General features: G+C 58.6%; 26 protein-coding genes. 23 read left to right on the top strand and 3 right to left on the bottom strand.

Going from position 1 to position 18165, the window contains the following annotated elements; all coding sequences use genetic code 11:
- Positions 1-619, top strand: a 619-nt coding sequence (locus CQ12_RS45175) for a hypothetical protein (RefSeq protein ID WP_198164231.1), incomplete at its 5' end; no start/stop codon positions are given.
- Between the two features lie 1131 nt (positions 620-1750).
- Here the strand turns inward: CQ12_RS45175 and CQ12_RS22840 are convergent.
- Entirely contained in the window at positions 1751-2341 is a 591-nt protein-coding gene (locus tag CQ12_RS22840; protein WP_057837554.1) for a hypothetical protein, read from the bottom strand.
- Between the two features lie 284 nt (positions 2342-2625).
- Between CQ12_RS22840 and CQ12_RS22845 the strand changes: the two genes are divergently transcribed.
- From CQ12_RS22845 to CQ12_RS22915, 15 genes are all read left to right on the top strand, one after another.
- Positions 2626-2946, top strand: coding sequence for a HesB/IscA family protein (locus CQ12_RS22845; protein ID WP_057837555.1), 321 nt, complete (start codon positions 2626-2628; stop codon positions 2944-2946).
- Between the two features lie 20 nt (positions 2947-2966).
- Positions 2967-3254 carry a NifU family protein gene (locus CQ12_RS22850; protein WP_057837556.1) on the top strand — a complete coding sequence of 96 codons (288 nt, stop codon included), beginning with the start codon at positions 2967-2969 and terminating at the stop codon, positions 3252-3254.
- Complete coding sequence (nifS, locus tag CQ12_RS22855) at positions 3251-4450, top strand: cysteine desulfurase NifS (RefSeq protein WP_057837557.1); 1200 nt, start codon at positions 3251-3253, stop codon at positions 4448-4450. Before CQ12_RS22850 ends, nifS begins: the two co-directional genes overlap by 4 nt.
- A 4-nt stretch (positions 4451-4454) precedes the next feature.
- Positions 4455-4679 carry a putative nitrogen fixation protein NifT gene (gene nifT, locus CQ12_RS22860; RefSeq protein ID WP_057837558.1) on the top strand — a complete coding sequence of 75 codons (225 nt, stop codon included), beginning with the start codon at positions 4455-4457 and terminating at the stop codon, positions 4677-4679.
- Positions 4676-5539, top strand: a complete 864-nt coding sequence (locus CQ12_RS22865) for an SIR2 family NAD-dependent protein deacylase (protein WP_057837559.1) — start codon at positions 4676-4678, stop codon at positions 5537-5539. The genes nifT and CQ12_RS22865 overlap by 4 nt, the downstream gene beginning before the upstream one ends.
- Before the next feature lie 245 nt (positions 5540-5784).
- On the top strand, positions 5785-7347 hold the full coding sequence (gene nifB / locus CQ12_RS22870; RefSeq protein ID WP_057837560.1) for a nitrogenase cofactor biosynthesis protein NifB: 1563 nt from the start codon (positions 5785-5787) through the stop codon (positions 7345-7347).
- Between the two features lie 11 nt (positions 7348-7358).
- Positions 7359-7583, top strand: coding sequence for a 4Fe-4S binding protein (locus CQ12_RS22875; protein ID WP_057837561.1), 225 nt, complete (start codon positions 7359-7361; stop codon positions 7581-7583).
- Positions 7584-7595: 12 nt separating this feature from the next.
- A complete protein-coding gene (locus CQ12_RS22880) occupies positions 7596-7943 on the top strand; it encodes an iron-sulfur cluster assembly accessory protein (protein ID WP_245310091.1) in 348 nt (115 codons plus the stop codon).
- A complete protein-coding gene (locus tag CQ12_RS22885) occupies positions 7928-8464 on the top strand; it encodes a hypothetical protein (RefSeq protein ID WP_057837562.1) in 537 nt (178 codons plus the stop codon). The genes CQ12_RS22880 and CQ12_RS22885 overlap by 16 nt, the downstream gene beginning before the upstream one ends.
- Positions 8454-9149, top strand: coding sequence for a 4Fe4S-binding leucine-rich repeat protein (locus tag CQ12_RS22890; protein WP_083519435.1), 696 nt, complete (start codon positions 8454-8456; stop codon positions 9147-9149). Before CQ12_RS22885 ends, CQ12_RS22890 begins: the two co-directional genes overlap by 11 nt.
- 60 nt (positions 9150-9209) lie before the next feature.
- Positions 9210-9530: a nitrogen fixation protein NifZ gene (locus tag CQ12_RS22895; protein WP_057837563.1), complete on the top strand. Its 321-nt coding sequence runs from the start codon at positions 9210-9212 to the stop codon at positions 9528-9530.
- Positions 9527-9766, top strand: coding sequence for a nitrogen fixation protein NifZ (locus tag CQ12_RS22900; RefSeq protein ID WP_057837564.1), 240 nt, complete (start codon positions 9527-9529; stop codon positions 9764-9766). The genes CQ12_RS22895 and CQ12_RS22900 overlap by 4 nt, the downstream gene beginning before the upstream one ends.
- Before the next feature lie 13 nt (positions 9767-9779).
- Positions 9780-10139, top strand: a complete 360-nt coding sequence (locus tag CQ12_RS22905; RefSeq protein ID WP_057837565.1) for a DUF3024 domain-containing protein — start codon at positions 9780-9782, stop codon at positions 10137-10139.
- A gap of 34 nt (positions 10140-10173) precedes the next feature.
- Positions 10174-10443, top strand: a complete 270-nt coding sequence (locus CQ12_RS22910) for a DUF6129 family protein (protein WP_057837575.1) — start codon at positions 10174-10176, stop codon at positions 10441-10443.
- The gene (locus tag CQ12_RS22915; protein WP_057837566.1) at positions 10440-11636 is read left to right on the top strand and encodes a DegT/DnrJ/EryC1/StrS family aminotransferase; all 1197 of its coding nucleotides are present in this window, start codon (positions 10440-10442) and stop codon (positions 11634-11636) included. The genes CQ12_RS22910 and CQ12_RS22915 overlap by 4 nt, the downstream gene beginning before the upstream one ends.
- Before the next feature lie 12 nt (positions 11637-11648).
- On the opposite strand, the gene CQ12_RS44075 is transcribed toward CQ12_RS22915, so the two are convergent.
- Complete coding sequence (locus tag CQ12_RS44075; protein ID WP_157088408.1) at positions 11649-11825, bottom strand: hypothetical protein; 177 nt, start codon at positions 11823-11825, stop codon at positions 11649-11651.
- 391 nt (positions 11826-12216) lie between these two features.
- Here CQ12_RS44075 and CQ12_RS22920 point away from each other — a divergent pair, with 391 nt between their 5' ends.
- The 7 genes from CQ12_RS22920 (at position 12217) to CQ12_RS22950 (ending at position 17315) form a co-directional block, all read left to right on the top strand.
- A complete protein-coding gene (locus tag CQ12_RS22920; protein WP_057837576.1) occupies positions 12217-12666 on the top strand; it encodes a Rieske (2Fe-2S) protein in 450 nt (149 codons plus the stop codon).
- Positions 12667-12679: 13 nt separating this feature from the next.
- Positions 12680-13051: a hypothetical protein gene (locus tag CQ12_RS22925; RefSeq protein WP_057837567.1), complete on the top strand. Its 372-nt coding sequence runs from the start codon at positions 12680-12682 to the stop codon at positions 13049-13051.
- A 97-nt stretch (positions 13052-13148) separates the two neighbouring features.
- Positions 13149-13352, top strand: coding sequence for a cold-shock protein (locus CQ12_RS22930; RefSeq protein ID WP_057837568.1), 204 nt, complete (start codon positions 13149-13151; stop codon positions 13350-13352).
- A gap of 881 nt (positions 13353-14233) precedes the next feature.
- Entirely contained in the window at positions 14234-14377 is a 144-nt protein-coding gene (locus CQ12_RS44080; RefSeq protein ID WP_157088409.1) for a helix-turn-helix domain-containing protein, read from the top strand.
- A 2-nt stretch (positions 14378-14379) separates the two neighbouring features.
- The gene (locus CQ12_RS46575) at positions 14380-15300 is read left to right on the top strand and encodes a hypothetical protein (RefSeq protein ID WP_245310092.1); all 921 of its coding nucleotides are present in this window, start codon (positions 14380-14382) and stop codon (positions 15298-15300) included.
- Positions 15301-15967: 667 nt separating this feature from the next.
- Positions 15968-16627: a hypothetical protein gene (locus CQ12_RS46580; RefSeq protein WP_245310093.1), complete on the top strand. Its 660-nt coding sequence runs from the start codon at positions 15968-15970 to the stop codon at positions 16625-16627.
- A gap of 97 nt (positions 16628-16724) precedes the next feature.
- A complete protein-coding gene (locus CQ12_RS22950) occupies positions 16725-17315 on the top strand; it encodes a hypothetical protein (protein ID WP_157088410.1) in 591 nt (196 codons plus the stop codon).
- A gap of 645 nt (positions 17316-17960) precedes the next feature.
- Here the strand turns inward: CQ12_RS22950 and CQ12_RS22960 are convergent.
- The gene (locus CQ12_RS22960; protein ID WP_057837574.1) at positions 17961-18140 is read right to left on the bottom strand and encodes a YegP family protein; all 180 of its coding nucleotides are present in this window, start codon (positions 18138-18140) and stop codon (positions 17961-17963) included.
- Positions 18141-18165 lie beyond the last annotated feature (25 nt).

Raw genomic sequence — 18165 nt, forward strand, 5'->3', positions numbered from 1 at the left:
GAAGAACCTTGAAAACATCTCCAAAGAGAAAAAGGAAGAACACCTTAGAAAGATTTTGGAAGGATGGTCTACATTGACGCTGTATGCGTGCATTGCGTTCAAAGAGATTATCGAAACTAGAGAACTAAGAATTGGGAACATGAAGCTTGTTGTTGAGCTTCCTGAAAAGGTAGATGCAAGGACAATTAGATTGATATTTTTGAACATCCCGGTGATTGTTTCGGAAATGGTTCGGCGAGACCTCGGTTCGCAGAAGCTTACTTTGCAGTTGAAGAACGATACCCTGGCCCAGTCTCTTTCCGACAGTTTCTTACAAGCGGCGCTCTATGCCGACCTCAAGCTTCCAGAGTACTTGGGAAAATTGAAGGCGTTTCGATCCAAGGCCGATAAACACGGCTCTTTGATCTTTCAGGAAATACTCCTGATGAAGATGAGGCTTCTATTTCTTCGCTTAGGGATGACGGAAGAAGAGCAACATCCGTTCTTGGCGATAGCAGCCGAGATCGGTGCTGATCTGAAAGGACTACAGGGTGAAGAACGCCAAAGAGAGATTGATCGGTATACGAATGACTTGCGCAAGAAAGAGCAGGTTAACAAACTTCGGGACAACATGCAGTAGCGCACAGGCGTCGCCATTTCGAAAGGACGGCTCCAGCGCGTGGCTGGGCTCAAAACGCCAAAAACCGTTCCCATTGCGCGCCCATCCGAGCGCCGAATCCGGCATATCGGGAAATGGCAGAACCGTGCGGTCGCAATTCCGCGCGGGCCGCATGGTCACCGCTCCTCGTCGGGATGAACCCACCTATACGGCGTAATCTCCCGCCGCTCCGTTAGCTTGATCATTCGCACAGGCGGCTTGTAACGCCGCGTGCCGCGAGACCGGCACCGGAACGAAGACTCAAGCTTCCATATTGGCGTATCGCGCGGTCTCCCGAAGTCGAACGCGCCGTAGGTTTTGTATGCCCGCAGCTCGCAGGTCCTTGGGCGGGGGCCTTGCCGCAATTCACCGGGAATAAGTTTCACTTCCTTGCCGGTCTTGGGATCGGACACGACGAGGAGATTTTCCGGCAAATGCCCGCAGAACTCTTTGTGGACCCAGAGTATGAAATCGATGGAGGTCGAGGGCTGCGGTGCCAAACCTAGATCGATCTTTCGGTGCACATCTATGTGTGCCCGAGCTTCAAGCTGGAGTCGCGCTTTTCGGACTCTGCGCTGTAGTCACGATCGATATCGACGAGATGGGTATGATGGCCCTCAATGAGATTAGTGTCGTAGCAGTTCATCGATCGGACGAGGTCGCCTATGCCCCCTCGAATGAGTGGGTGCAGGCGGCCCGCCAAGGCGTTGCTCTTAGCTACGAGATCGGTGGCTAAGTCGGCAAGCGAGTTGTTCTCCTCTGGGAAGAGAGGTTCCATTGCAGTAGGGGAGATCATTTTGCCGCTTTCTTTGCCGGTTATAACTCATATAAGTCAGTAACTTATATAGAACTAGGCCCTTGAATTTGCCGGTTTCATGGCCGGTTGGCAACCGGGCGCTTAAGGCGGCGAGAATATGAGGCGGTTGAACAATCAATGATCGTTATCGCCCTAGTGTGTGTGACCATCACGGCTGTTGCCGTTCACATGCGATTGCAAAATCCTCGCAGAGAGCCGGACGAGTGCAGCGTCGGTCTCGAAGTTAGCTCCGGCGGATGAGCTCGGTAGGCGAGGCGATAGCAGAGGGTCGCTCCGGCGAAAGCTGAAGCCAGCGCTCAGACCGGCCGGTTCTCGTTGCGGTTTTTCACAGGCTCCATCCTCTTCAGCCCGTATTCGTAAGAGACATCGTCAAAGGACGCATCGACATGCTTGGCCGCGTCGATTAGATAATCGAGCCTGCCACCCGCATCGAGCCTCTTGATATCGTTCTTGTCGACGCCGACCAGGTACATCATTTCCTTCCAGACGGTGGATTGATCGCAGGGCAGCACGTGGAAGGTGATATCGCCGAGCTTGGTTCGGTATTTCGCCAACAGGTCTATGTTGTTGCAGAAAATGAAGTAGCTGCCGTCAGGGCTTAGTGCACCGTCAAGAACCTTAGCGACATCGGCGAGATAGGCGAAGGAGTGCAGGTAGCCGGCCAGCACCGGAATGGTGTTTTCGCCTTCCTGGGCGACCGTCAGCACCTGCTCGATCGAATAGTCGGGCGGCCGTTTCTCGTCCGCGACCTGGGCCTGGAATTTCAGTGCGATATCGCCGCGAAAGCCGAACCGGCCCGGCCTGATGGTCGCGCCCTTGAATACGGCGTTGAGCAGGCGCCCCTCCTTCTCCAACCGGCCGAGCGCGGTGTTCTGAATTGCTGTCATGAAAAATCGCTCCTCGATCTAAGACAATCGCCGGACACCTCGGCCGACGCGACACGCAATGCAAGTTGTTTGCCGCCGCGCACGCCACGCTTTATCGGCGGAATCCATAAAGAAAACAGGCAAGCGCGCGCCGCGATTCCCTGGAAGACCGTTGTCAGGAACCCGACACGCGTCGCAAGGCGAACAGGCGCGATTCGAAAAGGCGAACATTTTCAACTGCGTGCGCGATGGCATGCAACTTGCCAATTCGCAGGCAGCCGACCGAGGCAAATCAAGGGTGAGCCATGATTAATCTGACGAATAGCGCGGTGAATGCGGTCAAGGGCGCGATTTCAATGTCGCCGCAGCCGGCGAGCGGCCTGCGCATCATGGTCGAGGCCGGCGGCTGCGCCGGATTCAAATACATGATGGGCCTGGCCGACGAGCCGAAGCCCGAGGACACCGTGATCGAGCACGATGGGGTTAAGCTGTTCGTCGACAACAAAAGCCATGAGCACCTCGCCGGCACGACGATCGATTTTGTGGTGGCGCTGGAGGGCTCGGGCTTCACCTTCGACAATCCGAACGCAATGTCGAGCTGCTCCTGCGGCAAATCCTTCGGCTGATGACAAGAGGAACTCAAAGCATGCTGCTCCAGCCCAAACAACTGAAGCAATCGCCGGCAATTACCGATCGGGCGCAAACCATTCACGCTGTGATCGAGGAGATCCGTCCCAATCTGCAACGCGACGGCGGCGACTGTCAGCTGGTCGAGATCGCCGGCAGCAAAATCATGGTCAAGCTGACTGGTGCCTGCGTGCTCTGCAAGCTTTCAAGCTTTACGCTGGAAAGTATTCAGGCGCGGCTGGTCGAGAGGCTCGGCGAATTCGTTCGCCTGGTTCCGGTTGCCGGCGCCGCCCAAGCGCGGCAATGAACGAGGTGTTTGTGTCGGTTTATCTCGACAACAATGCGACAACGCGGACGGATCCGCGCGTTGTCGAAGCCATGTTGCCGTTCTTTACCGAGCAGTTCGGCAATGCATCCTCCGCTCATGCTTTTGGGAATGAGGTCGCGGGCGCCCTGAAACAGGCGCGCCACAGCCTGAAGGCCTTATTAGGGGCTGCCTACGATCATGAGATCGTCTTCACCTCTGGCGGGACCGAATCCAACAACGCCGCCATTCTCTCCGCGCTGGTGACCCAGGAGGGGCGGGACGAGATCGTCACCACTTCCGTCGAGCACCAGGCGACCCTGGCGCTGGTCAACGAGTTGGCGACAAGGGGTGTCAGGACCCATCTGATCCCGGTGGATTCGCGCGGCAGGCTTGATGTTGAGGCTTTTCGCCGGGCACTTGGACCACGCACGGCGGTAGCGTCTGTCATGTGGGCCAACAACGAAACCGGAACCATTTTTCCGGTTGAAGATCTGGCCAGGATGGCGCGGGCGTCCGGCGCGCTGTTTCACACCGATGCGGTGCAGGCCATAGGCAGGGTGCCGATTGACCTAAAGGTTAGTGATATCGACATGCTGTCGATGTCCGCGCACAAGCTGCACGGACCCAAGGGAGTTGGCGCGCTCTATTTGCGCAAAGGAACACAATTCAGGCCGCTGATCTGGGGCGGACCACAGGAACGACAGCGCCGCGGCGGAACCGAGAACGTCCCCGGCATCGTCGGTCTTGGAAAGGCTGCAAAGCTTGCGGCAGAGCGCCTCGAGTGGGAGCGCGTTCGCGTCGGTGCGTTGCGTGATCGCCTGGAACAAGCGACGTTGCAAAACGGCTACTGCATGGTCCTCGGCGATGTCAGCAGCCGGCTGCCGAACACGGCTAATATCGCCTTCGAGCATCTTGAAGGCGAAGCGATCGCCCATCATCTCAATCGCGCCGGCATTGCCGTTTCGCTCGGATCAGCGTGCAGCTCTGGCTCAATGGAGCCATCTCATGTGCTGCGCGCCATGAACGTGCCGGCGAGGAGCCTACGTGGCGCGGTGCGCTTTTCGCTGTCGCATGAAACCACTGTCGAAGAGGTAGATCTGGTTGTCCGCACTCTGTCTGACATCGTAGCTCACCTGCGCGCCATGTCGCGGGAGCACGCCAATCTCATCAGCGATCCGTCCGATTCACGGAGTTGATCTCATGAAAGTCATGATCCGCCGCTCTCCGGAGGCGGGCCTGTCGATCTACGTGCCGAAAAAGGATCTTGAAGAGCCGATCGTGGAATCCGAGCACGAGACGCTGTGGGGCGGTTGGATCAGAATAGCCAATGGCTGGGTGCTCGATCTGCCCGATATGGCGAGCGACACGCCGCTGCCGATCACCATCAATGCCAGGAAGCGTGGCGAGAATGGGGACGAGCGATGAAGGCGGTCCGGCAGATCGATTTTGTAAATGCGGCCGAGGCTGAGGCGATTCTCGCTGACGTCGCGGCCAAGCTGCGCGCCGGCAGCATTGTTCCCTATCTCGGACCTGGTGTCACCGAGTTGTCCAAGCCGGATGTGCCGATGACGCCGGAGGCGCTGGCCGCCTTTTTCGCCAGCAAGGTCGCGATGCCGCGCCGGGCCAAGGGCAATCCCTGGGCGTCAGCACAGTACATCGAGAGCAATAAGCATCGGTCCACCGTAACGGCATTGATGGCGAAGGCCTTTGCCGCGCCAGTCGCGCCGACGCGGCTGCATCATCATCTCGCTTCATTGTCCCTGCCTATCGTCGTCGACGCCTGGTATGACGGCGCGATGCGTGCGGCGCTTCGCAAGCACGAGGGATGGGGCGAGGTGCAGGGCATCACCCGCGCAGGCATCGGCGAAGACCGCTGGTATCGATTCTATGATGCAGAAGGTAAAGAGGTTGATCGCGCTGGGGCTAGCAGTTGGGCGACAGTCCTCTACAAGCCGCACGGCGGCGCGCTGCCCGCCGAGAACTTCCTGGTCTCCGACGCAGATTATGTCGAGGTGCTGACCGAGATCGACATCCAGACGCCGATTCCCGAAATCGTCAAGGAGCGGCGGAACGGGCGGAGCTTCCTCTTCATCGGCTGTCATTTCAACGACCAGCTGTTGCGCAACTATGCGCGGCAGATCAGCAAGCGCTCAGCCAATGGCCATTACGCAATTGTGGAGCCGGACGCGCTCTCGCGCAACGAGCTGCGTTTCATGGCCGAGCAGCGCCTGACGCCCCTCGCGATTGCGCTTCCGCGCGCGGTCGAGATCTTGATCTCTGCCTGACCGGACATTGTCTTGCCTTGAGCTGCGCTTGCGCACTGTAAGACGCGAGCGTTGACGTTCGCCTGATCATATTCCCGTGTCGGCACCGCGCCTTCTGTCACGTTTGCAACAACCCGGCAAGATTTGTGCAGTGCGCGACGGTATCGCTAACGTGCTGACATCGGGCATAAATTTCCGAGCCGCCGTTAATGGCACGCGAGTTGCTAACTCTCAATTGAAGTTTCCGCCTGCAGAGAGAATGGCAAATGGATGTGTCGGAATGTAATGAGGCAAGCTCTTTTGGCGGCGCCGCTGATCTCGGCGAGGTCAAGCAAGCCCACACCGGCCACAAGGGCTGCGGCACCTTGGGCGGCAGGGACAAGGCGAGCTGCGGATCGCAGGCCCGCCAAGGCGATCTGCCACCCGCGATCTGGGAAAAGGTGAAGAGCCATCCCTGCTACAGCGAAGAGGCGCATCACCATTACGCCCGCATGCATGTCGCGGTCGCGCCGGCGTGCAATATCCAGTGCAACTACTGCAATCGCAAATATGACTGTGCCAATGAATCGCGTCCGGGTGTGGTAAGTGAGAAGCTCACCCCTGAGCAAGCGGCGAAGAAAGTGCTCGCCGTTGCTTCCACCATTCCGCAGATGACCGTGCTTGGCATCGCCGGCCCCGGTGATCCCCTGGCCAATCCGAAGAAAACATTCAAGACGTTCGAGCTGGTGGCCAAAGCCGCGCCGGACATCAAGCTATGCCTGTCGACCAACGGGCTTGCCTTGCCCGATCACGTCGACGCCATCGCCCGCTTGAACATCGATCACGTCACCATCACCATCACCATGATCGATCCCGAAATAGGCGCTAAGATCTATCCGTGGATTTTCTATGGCCACAGGCGCTACACCGGCGTCAAAGCCGCAAAGATTCTGACCGATCGACAACTGCAAGGCCTCGAGATGCTCGCGGAGCGGGGGATCTTGTGCAAGATCAATTCGGTCATGATCCCGGGCATCAACGACCAGCATCTGGTCGACGTTAACAAGGCCGTCAAGTCGCGCGGCGCCTTCCTGCACAACGTCATGCCGCTGATCTCCGCGCCCCAGCACGGCACCGTGTTCGGTCTCAACGGCCAGCGCGGCCCGACAGCGCAGGAATTGAAGACGCTGCAGGACGCTTGTGAAGGCGAGATGAACATGATGCGACATTGCCGGCAGTGTCGCGCCGATGCTGTCGGCCTACTCGGCGAAGATCGCGGCGCGGAGTTCACCACGGAGAAGATCATGGCGATGGATGTCAACTACGACCTCGAGACGCGTAAAGCCTATCAGGCCAAAGTTGAGGAGGAGCGTGCGGCCACGGTCGCGGCCAAACAGCAGAAACTGGCCGACCTCGCGGGCGAGACGAGTGATATCAATCTCCTGGTCGCGGTAGCAAGCAAGGGCTCGGGCCTGATCAACGAGCATTTTGGGCATGCCAAGGAGTTCCAGGTGTACGAACTCTCGACATCGGGCGCCAAATTCGTCGGTCACCGTCGCGCCGATCCCTATTGCCAGGGCGGTTATGGCGAGGAGGGCAGCCTTGCGACCATCATCCGCATGATCAATGACTGCCATGCGGTGTTCGTGGCCAAGATCGGCGGGTGCCCGAAGAGCGAGCTGATCAAGGCCGGCATCGAGCCGCTTGATCAATACGCGCACGAGTTCATCGAGAAATCAGCGCTCGCCTGGTTCAAGTCTTATCTCGCCAAAGTGCAAAGCGGTGAGATCCAGCATGTCGAACGAGGCGACGCGGCGATCCGGCAGGGCGCGCTGATTTCGGCGGCGTAGGGGAGATATCGATGCCGTTCAAGATCATCGCCTCGCAATGCACGGGCTGCTCGGCTTGCGAACTCGAATGCCCGAATGTTGCAATCTCGGAGAAGGGTGGGACGTTCGTGATTGATCCTAAGAAATGCACCGAATGCATCGGCCATTTCGACGAGCCTCAATGCGTAGCCGTCTGTCCGGTCGACAATACCTGTGTGCTCGATCCCTCATTGCCGCGCTCTCAGGCGCGGGCATAAGGAGCAAGGGGTGTGAATTCCACGCTGACGCCGGCTGCACAAGAATTCATGAGTTTTGAGGTGCGCGCCGATGGCGCCGCTGAAACCGGCTTTCGGCTCGCCGTTACGGCCGGCGGTTGCTCGCGATTTTCCGCCTATATCGGTGTTGCGCCGGGACCGGGGCGGCCCGGTGAGCAAGTCGTCGAAGGCAACGACCTAAGCTTGCCTCTCAATGCCGAGGGCGTCAGCGGTGTGACGATCATCTCAACCGATACCGCTGAGCAGACCGGCCTGATCTTCGCCGAAGCAGGTGTGCTGCTCGAGCAAGGCCACAAAGGCCGCCCATTCGAAGAGGAAAGCTGCCGATGGACTTGGATGTAGTAGGCGATCCGCTGTCCGCAAGCGCGGGGGCACTGATCGCGCACACACTGCTCGGCGAAGGCCTGCCGCGCGAAGCCGAAAATCATATGTGGCAGGCGGGGCTCTCCTATCACCTGGACGAGATTGCAGAAAAGCACCTGCACCAAGCGCAGGCGCTGGCGCCGGGCCACGCCGCCGTCCTGATCGGCCTCTACCGCTTCTATTTCTACAAGGGCCGATTGTCGGAGGCGCTGGAGATCGCCAGGCGCTGCATCACCCATGCCGCGCTTGAAAACGGACTCGCGTACGATTGGAGGCAGGTCAAAGCGGCCGATGCCGCGTTCGGCAGCTACGAAAGCATCCTGCCGCGCTTCTATCTGTTTTCGCTGAAGGGCTATGCCTACTTGCAGATACGACTCGGCAATCTGGACGAAGGGCGCTTGGCCACAAAAAAGCTGCTCGAACTCGACCCGACCGACAAGATCGGTGCCAGGGTCCTTCTGGACGTGCTGGAGCGGATGGGGCAGTCCGATGACGAATGATATCGACGAGACCCGCCACTGGCAGGGCCATGAGGTCAATTGCAAAGTCTGCCCCCATCTGCCACTAACCAAAACGGGCGGCTGCCGGCTGATGCATGCCTGCGTCAAGGACCGTTACGCGCGGCGCATCGACCGTTTCTTCAACTGGAACCCGGCGCTCGCCAACGCCTACATTGCGCACCCGCATTTTGAGGTGCGGGCGCTCTCGGCCAAGCACGCCAATATCTTCCTGTTACCGATGCTGCTTAATGATGCGGAAGAAACCGTGCGCTGGAATGCGGCGCGGCGGCTGCCCAAGCGGTATCTCCTGCGGCTGCGCAACGATCCGCGTCGTGAGGTGAGGATCCTGGTCGCAACTCTGCTCGATGGTGAGGAATTGGTGCCGATGCTGTCGGATCAGGACTATTACGTCCGCCTGGTTGTGGCGCGCCGCATTACGCCCTCGCTGCTCGGCCGGCTGATGCATGATGAGGAAGCCGAGGTCCGCCGCATGGTGGCACGACGCGTGCCCTATGACTGGCTGGTTACTTTGGCGAACGATCCGAACGCCTCCGTGCGGTTCGAGATCGCGCAGCGACTGTCGCCGGAATCTCTAACCGCTCCGCGGGGCGGTGCCAATTGGTGCGTCCACTACGAAGTGGCGGCGCGCATTGCGGCTGCCGAGTTGGCAGGTCTCATAAGATGAAAACAGTACGGTGCAGGAGGTCGCGCTCGTCCGGCCTGCAAGCCCGTGAGGAAGTGATGCATGAGCAACATCGTCCGCGACAGTGACGTAGTCGAGCTAAATGGACCGCCGTTCTTCAACCTTGGCGAAAAGGTGCGGGCCAAGCGCACCATCCGCAATGATGGCACCTTTGCCGGCAAGGAGATCGGCGACATCCTGGCCAGGAAAGGCGAGGTGGGTTACGTCATGTCCATCGGAACGTTCCTGCAGCAATTCTACATTTATGGCGTCGAGTTTCTTGAAAGTGGCAACCGCGTCGGCATGAAGCGCAAGGAGCTCGATCTGGTGGACGCGCGCCAGGAACCCGACGATCTGCCGTTGCCGGAAGAGAACACGTCATGATCGAGCCGCGCCTCCCGAAATATCAATGGGGCCAGCGAGTCAAAGCCGCTGTCGACCTCGTTAACGATGGCTCCTTTCCCGATGCGCCGGCTAACGGGCTCTTGGTGGGCGCCGGCGGCATCGGCGAGATCGTGAAGGTCGGCATGCAAACCGAAGCGAACGTGCCGATTTATGTTGTCGAGTTTTGTGAGCGGCTGGTCGTCGGTTGTCTTGAAGAAGAGATCACAATGCTTTGAGGGGGCTTTCGCGATGAACGCCGCGGTGATGAGAAAGGTAGTGAACGGGCTTATTGCTCATCCGAACGAGCTCGATCGCAAGCGGATCGAGCGTGGCTTGAGCTCGCGCAAACGCTATCGTTATGTCTCGCCGAATGTGAAACCGGTACGGAGTGGCTATCTCATCGAGAGTCCCTGCTGCTCGGGCAATATCGACAAAGATGGCGGCTTGATTGAAGTCGCGCTGATCCATCATGACGCGAGGAGCGCGACATGGAAGCTGTTTCGTAAAGATCACGCGCGGGGGCTCTGGGAGTTTTACAGCATGTACCAGCGGCTGACCGCAGCGATCGACGAATTGAACACAGATCCGGAGCGGGTGTTCTGGCAATAGCGCTGCTTTTGGAACTAGTCAGATGGGAGTCGCGATGGCGCTCGGCACCGACAAACTTATCGAAATCGAACGGCTGCTTGCGGAAGCTGACGCCGATGCAAGCGCGTTCGCCGAGTTGCGGCGCCGCTTTCCACGGCTCGCCTGCACGCGCTGTGACGCGTCCGACATGACGGAGCCGCCGTTCCGCAGTTTTCCACGGTTCGACCTGCATCTGATCGACGGCTCCGCTCATTGCCTGCAGATCACGGCCGATCCGGCACGCGCGACGGGCATCGTGCTGGCGGCAAGGAGTACTCGGCGATGACTAGCGTTGTACTCGCAAAGGATCACGACGCGGACGCGGTCGAGGCGGATGCATCTTTCATTCCGCTCTCTGATCCCGATGTCACCTTCGCCGAGGTCTCCGCCGTGGAAACGCTGCTGTGTTCGCCGCGGATCTCGAACGGGCCGGTGACTGAGGCCTTCGAGGAGGCCTTTGCCGCCTATCTCGACCGGAAATACGCCGTTGCCGTCCCGAGCGGCACCATCGGGCTTCTGCTTGCGCTAAAGGCCCTCGGCATCGGGCCGGGGCGGGATGTGATCGCCCCACCGTATTCGTTTCGCGAGACGGTGCATGCTATCAGTCTCACGGGCGCGCGCACCGTATTTGCCGATGTCGACTATTGGTCGGGAGCATTGGTTCCGGCGAAGGTCGAAGAGCGTATCACGGCCAACACACGGGCGATTGTTGCCGGCAATCCCAATGGCCATCCGGCGCCATGGTCGGAGCTGCGCGCGATCGCGCAGCGCCATCAGCTGATGCTACTGGAGGATTCCACCGAGGCTATCGGATCGAGATACAAGGGCGAACTCGTCGGCCGCTTTGGCGATATCGCCGTGTTCGACTTTGCCCAGCCTCTGGCCCTGACCTGCGGCGAGGGCGGCATGGTGGTGACCGACGATATCGACGTTGCCGTTGGCTTGCGTCGCCATCGCGCGCATCGGCTGGATAACCGCTCCTCCGTCGTCGTCAGTAGCGCAGCGCCTTACCAGGCCGGCATGAGCGATCTTACAGCCGCGTTGGGCCTTGCGCAGCTGAAGCGCCTCGATGAAATCCTGGAGCGGCGCCGGCTCGTCGAGCAGCTCTACAATGCTCATATGCAATCATTCGAGGGCATCAAGCCGCCCTATATCGGTCCCGATGTGACCGAAGTGAACTGGTTCCTCTATCTCGTCCATCTTGGAACGCGCTTCACGCGCTCCAGCCGCGACGCCATTGTCGATGATCTGCGCATCGAGCAGGTCGAGGCCGCCGCCTATTGCCATCCGATGCATTTGCAGCGTCACTATTTTGAGCTTGGCTATCGGTATGGCGATTTCCTGGTCACGGAAAAGATCGCCGATCGTGCCGTGGCGCTGCCGTTTCACACCCATCTCACCGACAACCAGATCGAATTCATCGTGGAGACGATGAAGGACGCGTCCATCAATATCGGCGCGGGCGCAGCCATCTATTAGAGCCGGTCGCCCTCAGTACGCACAAAAGGAGGATTGAATGTCGAAAGTCAGAATCTTGCCATATCGCAAAATGATCGAGGTCATTGAGGCCACGTCACTCTTGGCGGCGGCGCTGGGCCCCGAGATCGCCATTCCGCGGAAATGCAAGGGCAGGCCAAATTCGGACTCCTGCCATTCTTCGTCGAGCAAGGCCGCAAGGGACTCCCGCGCAAAGAGAATGAGAAAGCTCAACGATCGTGGGCGTCGGCTCTAAGTCGCGGCACGCCGGCCCGGCGAGGTGCTCGGAACCGGAAAGATGATCGTCGAGCTCTTCGGGCTTCGGCTCGGGTTTCTTCAGGCTTGGCCTTAAAGGGGAAGGCACAAGGATCCGTAACAGATCATTGTTCCTCGAACGGGACAGTGGTCGAGCTCCGGGCCGAAGCCCGGCAGAGCTGTTGCCGTACCATCGGCATGATTTTCTCAGCGAAAGGGCAGGCGATGCCTATCGGCCGCTATCTGGTGGTCACGGCGTGTCTCGGCTGACCCGGGTCGCAATCCATACATTAGCGACGACAGCATGACCAAAGAAAGCATCCGCGGTATGGCAAGCCAAGAGATCGAGGTCTTCGCCGTCTGTCACGCTGAGACCATCGAGCGGGGCGGCGCTAAGGGCTTCAGCCTGTCGCGGATCGACGACAGCGGCGAGAGCCGGCCGTTTCCGATTGTCGTGGTGCGGACCTTCGGCAACGACTATCTCGGTTATGTCAACCGCTGCCCGCATGACGGCGTCTGGCTTAACATCGGCTCAGGCGAGTTTTTCTCGCCGGACCGCTCCTTTCTCAGATGTGGCCGGCACGGTGCGACCTTCGAGATCGGCAGCGGGTTTTGCATCGATGGCCCCTGCACGGGAAAAGCCCTTGAGCCGGTCGCGCTCGCCGTGATCGGCGCCGACGTCTGCCTGTGCGGTGTGAAGCTGGTAGAGGAAAATCGGTTTCCCGATCCGTTCGAGGATAGTGACGATACCATGGACATCATGATTCATCCGGATTAACGGGAATTATCTCATGATCGTGCGCTCCGTTAAGAAGAACTGTCAGGTCGCAATCTTTTATTTCACCAGGATTGTCCGCGCATCTCGCGCGGACCCTTCGATCGATTCCTCGAATTGCGTGCCGGATCATCCGGATCGTTCAAGCGGCCGATTCCCACAACGGCAATGTTGGAGAACACTCGGAGCCGAACTCAGCGATAGGAATCGCTTTTATGACAGAGCCGACGACGAGTGGCAGCCTCGACAGCACGACAACCCGAAGCAATGGGCTGCGGGTGGCCGGCCCGACGCTGAGCAAGACTATGCGGAGTTCGGCGTCGGCGACTATGACGGCCTGACCGAGCAAGTCGGTCCGCAAGACTACCATCGGGCGGGCCTGGGTTGAAGGAAACAAGCCCGCCGGTTCACGCCGGCGGGTTTGCCTTGCCGGGGATTGCGTTACTACTATAGGATGCGGCTCTTACTTCACGGGAGAACGGATAGTGGCGACAGGTACGGTAAAGTGGTTCAACGCGACTAAGGGATATGGGTTTATTCAACCTGACAACGGCGGCAAGGATGTCTTCGTGCACATCTCGGCCGTTGAAAAAGCGGGCCTGAGCAACCTCAATGAGGGCGCCAAGGTGAGCTACGAAGAAATGAGCAACCGGGGCAAGACGTCTGCGGAAAATCTAAGGGTCGGATGAGTTCCAGCCCGCCGGTCCGACTGGCGGGCTCTCAATGCGCGCACATCTGCCATCTGGTCTGCGCCAGATCCCGCAGCCCTAGTTAGTCAGGTGCACCAGCATGGCCTCACAGGCCTGCTCAGCTTCGGCGAACGTCTTAAAGGGTGATCCGCCCACCCTGATGGCCGGCCTGTTGCGGTTGATGGGGCGCCAAGAAGCTACAAAGCCGGGCTGTCCGTGGAGGCCAGGACCGCTCCTACTCTCATTGCTGATGACGAATGAGAAGTTGCGGTCGCTCGCGCTCCAAATCTCTAGCTCCTCTGTCACGGGAGCAATGCGGCTGAAGTGCAGGGCCATTCCACCGATCCAGCGAGTTTCTAAACGGCCCCAGCAAATTGCCGTGAGCAGTCCAAGAAGGCGGCCAACCCAAAAGACAAAGGTTGCGGGCGACTGGCTGCAAATGGCCGAAGACGCTGAGGCCCGGAAGGGGCGACAAATTTGAGCTGAGGCACCACCGTAGTCACCGCAATAGACTAGGACCCAGTGAGGCCGGACTGACGAATTTCCTCCAGGTAATCTCTTGTTGCCGCTGCATCGCGCCCAATTCTGACAAAAATCACTCACAGCCAAATGGCCGCTCCGGGATCCGAAGTGAGAGATCGGCGTTATTGATCCCGCTAACCACCCTGGAGAAGTGCGAAGATTGTTTCAATCATACTTGAAGATGTTTCAATCATCCTTAAAGGCACGTGCTAATCAATACTTCAAGGTGCGGTCGGCAGGCCGAGACTACAAAACTGATCGCGCTCGCGCTACATCCATTTTTCGGTCGATAGAGGATGCGCTGGACGCGGCAAAGGCTGAGCAAGCTGGCCTGAAATTTCCGAGCCGGGCAATCTTCCATGCCGCAGCGAACGCCGCTTGAGCCTGACCAAAAGAAACAGCTCGTGCTAGGGTTGAAAGAAAAGGTTTCAGCAGCCAATATTGCGCGTTTGCTTGGTGTGACCCGCCAAGCTATCTATCAATACTTTAAGCAGGACGAATAGCGATGGCCGAGAAAGCGTCCCCCTTACTAAATCCGGTTTTGAGTCTTCAGATGGGCCCGAAGCCGGAGTCGCCCACAGCGCGTGGCAAGGGACAGCGAAGTGTTGTGACTGAACGACTTGCGATCCAACAACGGGTGCTAGCGAGCGCGACGCGCGGCATCTATGGCTCTCGAAGCACGCTGCCTTCATTTGCCGGAACCGCGCATTTTGTGGTGCGCATGTTTGTGGAGGACTCTCTAGCCGCAACACATACGCCAGACGATCTCTTTAGCCCCGTCAACGGGTGTCGGCTCGTTGCCCCGTATCACGATGGATATCTCATCGAGGCCAATCTTAATCAGTTCAACCGTCTCGCCCAAGTCATTGAGAACCCGACAAACTATTCCATCCAGGCGGATATCTCTCGCGTTGAGAGCTTGACCCCATTTGCACCGCAGGATCGCGCCCGAGGTCGGTCGATCGAGGACTTGTGGCAGGCAGCGCCGGAGGAAGACGGCGCACGTCTATTTGTCGTCTGGCTTGCACCATTTCGAACGAGACAGGCGCGTGAGCTGCTGTTGGAGCGCGTGGACTTGCTTTCGCAGCAGCAAATATTGCTGCCGGTACTTCCGACCCTCCGACTGCTCTCCGGGCCAGCGGGATCGCCTGATGAGCCGCGAGAAGTAGCTCCAAGCTGCCAATCTGGCATTGCTCGCGCCATGCGCAATTATCGAAACACGGGTGTGGGGCGGGGGACTGTACGGATCAGATCTAGGGAGGCGCTCGGCCAACTACTTGCATCTGGCGCGTCTTTCCGTGTCGATCCGGTGCGTCAGATCAGAGTTGCTGCGCCCGGTGAGGGTGCTCACCCGAGTATCCCATTCGACATTGCCGACGCTCCAACTGTGGGCGTCGTGGACGGCGGTTTGCATGCGTCCAGTTAAATGGCGGCGGAAGCATTGCGCTCGCGGAAACTCCTAACCGATGCGCAAGCTGATAGGATTCACGGCAATGCAATCAGCTCGCTCGTCGTGCATGGGCATGCCTGGAATACCGGCCGTGACTTGCCGGATCTCAATTGTCGTATTGGCATGTGCAGGCAGTCCCTTCTCGCAGCGCGAATGCACGGGTTGATGAACAGGATCTCATTGATCTGCTGGGCAATACGATGCGCGAGCATCCCGATACCAAGGTTTGGAATCTTTCCTTCAACTAGGTTGGCGGCAATCCGGATTCAGTCAGTCTTCTTGGTCACGAACTTACGACCGTGACCCGCCATTTTGGCGTACTGCCCGTGGTGTCTGTTGGCAATGTCAACGTCTCCGGTGCAACCAGGCTGGAACCGCCGGCCGACTGCGAAGCTGCGATAGTGGTGGGAGGACGCGTGGCGAACGTGAGCGGTCGACCTGCCAACGATTGTCCCCGCTGCCTGGGAGGACCGGGACCCAATGGGATGCTCAAACCCGACGTATCTTGGTTCTCTGAGCTTCGAATGCTCGGCGGCGTCACCGACGTTGGTAGCTGCTATCCAACAGCCTTGGTCTCTTCACTCGCAGCACATACTTTGCCAACCTGCGGAATCCGACGCCCGATCTGGTCAAAGCTCTCTTGGTGAGCGCCAGCGAACTCGACGAACATCATCCAAGGCTCGGGTGGGGTATGCCTTATCAAGGTACAATGCCTTGGTCATGTGCACCTGATACAGTTGCGCTGACGTGGACCGCGCAATTGCAGCCGGGTGTTGCGTACTACTGGAGTGGAATTCCGATTCCACCAGAGATGGTGCACAACGGTAAGCTGCGCGGACGTGCGACCCTTACGGCAGTGCTTAAGCCGGTCGTGTCGCCCTATGCGGAAACCAACTACTTCGCGACGCGGCTTGAGACGTCGCTCCAATATGGTGTGAAGAAGGACAAATGGAAATCGCTATTGGGGTCGATGCTGGAATCAGCGCTTCCTGAGAACGACGCGCGCGAGAACTTGAAGAAATGGCAGCCCGTTCGCCGTCATTGCCGAGATTTCTCAAAGGGGGCGGGCTTGGCCCTCTCCGGCAATCAGGTCCGGCTCTACGCTCGGGTCTACGCGCGCGACCTCTACCAATTCGGCTGGAACACCAACAGCGATGTTGGCCCGCAGGAGGTGGCATTCGTACTTACCCTGCGCGGACCTGGCGGTGAGCCGTCGATCTACAACTCCACCGCACAGATGCTCGGCACATTCGTGGAGGGCGCAGTAATCAACCAGGAAATCGAGATCACCAACGAACAGTAGAATCGTGCGGGCGGCCAGACTCGAACCGGCACGGACCTTGCTGCCTCTGGATCTTGGTTCACTTCAGCTTTTTAATGCAGCCGCAGGGAGAGACGCAGTGATTGAGACGGCGAAGTCACTAATCGCAAAAGCTTGGAAGGAAACGCGCGTCCAAAAACCAAGACGCGGACTGGTCGCGGCCTATGCTGCGCGGGCGCTATGCCTCAACAACGCAAATAGTTCTACTGCTTTCCAGAACCATTTGGAGCTTTTCGACGAGTTCATTACTTGGCTTGTGGACCTCGCAACGGTGCTGCTGTTCAGCGAGACCGATCTCAAAAAGGAAGATTACGCCTACGCGCACCTGGCATCTGCGATCTGCTCGATCGCGTTTTCAGTTCGCCATCAAGTGTGTTTCGGGCATGACGTCTCTGCAAGAATATTGGCCAGATCTCTGGCAGAATATTCGGACGTCTTGGCGTTGCTGATTGTACAGCCGGCCCTGCGAGCTGAATTCCAAAGAGAAGAAGATCCTGCTGAGTTTTGGAAAAAGCATGTTCAGCGAGGAAAGGCCAGAAAGGTAATTCTGGCCGCGCTGCCGTTCGAAGGGCGCGCTCTTGTGTGGTCGACGCAGTATGACGCCTTCAGCGGGAGGAGGGGAAGGTTCTCTCACTGTCTGTGCACCCGAGTTATGTCAGCGCGGCCATGACCATGCTCGCGGTAGAAGACAAGAACATGGGTCCTGGCTTCATAGGAGGTGTGACTGACGCGTCAGTGCGAACGTTGGTCTACGCGATGCAATGCTTTAGCCTCGTCGTGTTCTTGAGTCGCCTTCCGTTCGGAGATGGAATTGGTCAGTTCTCAGTCGGCCTCGACTTTGAGCCAAAGAATAAGCTTCACCGGCGAATTGAGGCGCGAAGGCACGTTCTTGTTTGCATATTTCAGTTTCTAGGCACACAGCGCTCGGGGAGGGGCGTCTTCAAAGTGAAGAAACGCGCAATAGCGAAGCCACGGGATAAACGACGAACAACCGACGCCTCCCGATCACGCTAATCTCGCGTCGTCGTGGTCGCGCAGGCGGTTGGGGCCCAGCTTGAGCGGCCTGCCTTATACGCCATACCTCTGCGCGGACAATCGGGAAGATGCATGATCTCGGGTCCGGTGCCGGTTGGTTTTTATTAGTGAACCGGCACGGAGGCCGGAATCGTGGCCGCGTTCCTTCGTTCGTCAGTAACGTCATTGACCGGGGGGATTGGCCGAAATAGGCCGCTCGCAGATGCGAAATAGGCCACTCCCCAAAAAGCAAAAGCCCGGCACAAAGGCCGGGCGTTCACCATTCCTTAACCGCGCCGATTCACTTTTCGTAAACCGGTGTCGCGCCGTTCGTGCCCTTCACGAGGCTGATGCCATGTTGGGCGTCAGCCTTGTTCCAGTAGCCTTCGCCAGAGTCCGCGATCTTCTTCTGGTTGGCCGCATAGAGCGTCCAACGCCACTGACTTGCCACGTCTCCCTCCGGTGACGGCCGCCTTGTCAGGTTAAGACGAGTGCTGTGTAACAGC

Origin of the sequence: Bradyrhizobium jicamae, from assembly GCF_001440395.1 — a bacterium.
GTDB lineage: Bacteria > Pseudomonadota > Alphaproteobacteria > Rhizobiales > Xanthobacteraceae > Bradyrhizobium > Bradyrhizobium jicamae.